This window comes from Inquilinus sp., from assembly GCF_057815775.1.
Genome location: NZ_JBYRFX010000939.1, coordinates 1 through 3,141, shown reverse-complemented (window position 1 = coordinate 3,141; position 3,141 = coordinate 1). Strand labels below are relative to the sequence as shown.

Here is a 3,141-nt window from a genome sequence, read left to right as displayed (position 1 = left end):
GCCAGCGCGCCTTGCCCTGCAGCACCGGGATCCGGCGATAGGCGCCCAGCGTGCCGCCCGGGTCGAGCCGCGCCTTGCCCGGGTTCAGCCATTGCGGCGCCACCAGCGCCAGCTTCGCCACCTTGGCGTTGTTGCGGCTGGTCCAGGCACCGGCGACCGACCCACCCCAGGACATGGCGACGATGTTGGTCCGCGGGATGCCGCGCCGCTGCAGCACGAAGTCGACGGCGGTGCCGAAGTCGCGCACCCCGGTCTCGGTCCGCCCCAGCGGCGGGTTCTCCTCCGGCGGCCGATCCATCTCCGGCGGCCGGGTCGACCCGCCGGTGCCGCGGACATCAACGGCATGGACGTCGTAGCCGCCGCGGGCGAGGTCATCCATGAAGGAGAAGCCGCCGACCGGCACGTCGAACAGCGCGCCGGAGGAATAGGTGGCGCCATGCATCATCACGATGGTGCGCTCGGCCGAGAAGTCGCGCATCCCGGCCAGCCGTTTGTTGCGGATGTGCAGGCTGATGCCGGGCGTGTCGCTGGGGATCATCGCGTCTTCGACCGCGATCTCCGCGGTTGGGGTAGCTGGGGTCATGGTCTCGGCTCCGGTCACGCGAAGGTCCAGTCGAAGCGGTCGCCGCGGCGGGTGATGCGGCCGGCCGAACTTTCGGGGAAATGACCAGGCAGGATCAGGGCCCCGCTCTCGGCTGCCTCTTCCAGCAGCCAGCGGCGGGAGGCGCGCGCCGGCTCCGGAAACTCGCAGTAGCGCGTGTTCCAGCCCGGCTCGTAGACCTGCAGCGGGTGGTGCATGACGTCGCCGGCGAACAGCGCCTCCTCGCCGCGCGACCGCAGGCGGATCACGGCGTGGTCGATGCTGTGGCCCGGGGTGGGATGGAACGAGATGCCGTCCAGCACCTCGCCGCCATCGACCGACACCAGGTCGGCCAACCCGGCCTCGATCACCGGCCGGACGCTGTCCTGGTAGACGCCGTCGAGCGGCGGATGGTGCGGCGTGCCCAGCGCCGGGTCGGGTCGGAAGCCCGGCTCCGCCCGGTCGGCGAGGCTCTCGCCATAGCGCTGTTCGACCGCCGAGAAATGGTGGCGGGCATTCGCGAAGGTCGGCAGCCAGAGGCCGTCGACCAGCCGCGTGTTCCAGCCGACATGGTCGGCATGGACATGGCTGATCAGCACATGATCCACATCCTCCGGCCGCACCCCGGCCGCCGCCAGGCGCTGCAGGTAGGGCACGTCGAGCTGGTGCATCACCGGCACCGCCGGCCGCTCCTTGCCGTTGCCGGTGGCGGTGTCGATCAGGATGGTGTGGCGCGGCGTCCGCACCAGCCAGCTGTGGATGCCGAGACTGATCGCCCCGGTAGCCGGATCCTGTGCCCCGGCCGGCAGGCGGCCGCGATGCCGGTCGCCGGCTTCCGGATCGATCCCGGGGTAAAGCTCGGCCGGCGAGCCATGGGTCAGCGGGATCTCATCGATCCGGGTGATGATGGCGTCGCCGACGCGAAAGCTGGTGGAGGCCATGGCCGTCTCACTCCTGGAGGGCGCGCCGCTTGACGGCGCCGGCCCAAGACGTATGGTCAGCCCAGTCAACAATCAAATCGATCCGGATCATGGGCTCCATCGATCATTTCGATCTTCGGTCCTTCGACCTGAACCTGCTGGTGGCGTTCGACGCGCTGATGGAGGACCGCACCGTCACCCGCGCCGCCACCCGGCTGAAGGTGCAGCAGCCGGCGATGAGCCACAGCCTGTCGACCTTGCGGGTGCTGCTGCAGGACGAGCTGTTCGTGCGGGTCGGCCAGGTGATGCAGCCAACCGCCCGGGCGCGCGCCCTGGCGCCGCGGATCCGGCTGGCGCTGCAGCAGATGCAGGACGTGCTGCACGCCGAGGACAGCTTCGACCCGGAGACGCAGGACCGGATCTTCCGGCTGGGCTTTTCCAGCGAGCTGGAGCTGCTGCTGATGCCGGACCTGACGGCGGAGCTGCGGCGCACGGCCCCGGGGCTCCGGCTGATCGGCCGCCCGGTGTTCCGCGATGATGTCCACCGGCTGCTGGACGATGGCGAGATCGACTTGGCGGTGGGCTGCTTCGACCACGGCGCCAGCCGGCACCACGGCATCAAGCTGTTCGACCAGGCCTTGGCCTGCTGCTTCAACCGGGACCTGCTGCCGCTGGACCCGCCGATCGACCTGGACACCTACCTGTCGACCGGCCACGCGCTGGTGACGCTGAACACCCTGCTGCAGGGCTGCCTGGACGAGGCGCTGGGCCGGGTCGGCGCCACCTTGAACGTGGCGATGGCATCAGCCGAGTTCATGACCGTGCTGTCGACCGCGGCCGAGGCGCCGGTGCTGGCGACCCTGCCGGCGCGCATGGCCCGGCGCTATGGCCCCCGATTCGGCCTGACGCTGAGCCCGCTGCCTTTGCCGCTGGAATTGCGGATGCCGGCGGTGGCGATGGTGTGGTCGGCCCGGACCGACCGCGACCCAGGCGCCGCCTGGCTGCGCGACCGGGTGGTGCCGATCCTGCAGCGCCAAGCAGGCTGAACCAGACCGGGTCGGCCGTTCAGTTCACGCCGCGGGTCGAGCGCAGACCGAAATCGCCGCCGAAGTTGACCAGCATCACGCCGTTCCAGCCGTCGCGGAAGCCGTTGTCGCTGGCCTCGAGGATGGTCTTGCCGTCGAGGGCCACGACCATCCGGCCGGCGGCGTCGCGGGTCCAGGTCAGGCGGGTGCGGGTTTCGCGATGCAGCGCCGGCGTGTTGGTGGTCTGGGCCAGCTGGGTGATGCCCGACCGGCCCGAGCGGTACAGCGCGAAGGTCGGGCTGGTGGTCGGCAGGTAGACCAGGCGGAAGCCGGATTCCTTGGTCTCGCCCTGGTAGACCCGGATCTCGAACTGCCCGGCATTGGCCAGGTCGGCGAGGTCGAATTCGAGCCCGAAATTGTTCTTCAGCCCCTGCTGCAGCGCGATCGCCGCGACGCCGCCCTGGGTCTGGCCCTGGGCCGCACGGGTGTCGCTGTGCAGGCCGTTCGAATCGACCGTCCAGGTGCCTTGCAGCGACGTCCAGGTCGGGTTGGCGGTGTAATTGCCATCGCTGAAATCGTCGCTGAAAACACGGGTGCCGGCGAGCGAGGCCGCGGC

Annotated in this window: 4 protein-coding genes; 1 reads left to right on the top strand and 3 read right to left on the bottom strand. The window is 70.3% G+C overall.

Features of this window, described 5'->3' with window-relative positions:
* Together AC3XYG_RS33475 and AC3XYG_RS33470 are read right to left on the bottom strand one after the other, a co-directional pair.
* Nucleotides 1–583, bottom strand: a 583-nt coding sequence (locus AC3XYG_RS33475) for an alpha/beta hydrolase (RefSeq protein WP_489144213.1), incomplete at its 3' end; no start/stop codon positions are given.
* 14 nt (nucleotides 584–597) lie between these two features.
* The gene (locus AC3XYG_RS33470) at nucleotides 598–1,521 is read right to left on the bottom strand and encodes an MBL fold metallo-hydrolase (protein WP_489144212.1); all 924 of its coding nucleotides are present in this window, start codon (nucleotides 1,519–1,521) and stop codon (nucleotides 598–600) included.
* Nucleotides 1,522–1,610: 89 nt separating this feature from the next.
* Between AC3XYG_RS33470 and AC3XYG_RS33465 the strand changes: the two genes are divergently transcribed.
* A complete protein-coding gene (locus tag AC3XYG_RS33465) occupies nucleotides 1,611–2,546 on the top strand; it encodes a LysR family transcriptional regulator (RefSeq protein ID WP_489144211.1) in 936 nt (311 codons plus the stop codon).
* 19 nt (nucleotides 2,547–2,565) lie between these two features.
* On the opposite strand, the gene AC3XYG_RS33460 is transcribed toward AC3XYG_RS33465, so the two are convergent.
* On the bottom strand, nucleotides 2,566–3,141 hold a 576-nt coding region (locus tag AC3XYG_RS33460), incomplete at its 5' end, for a hypothetical protein (protein WP_489144210.1).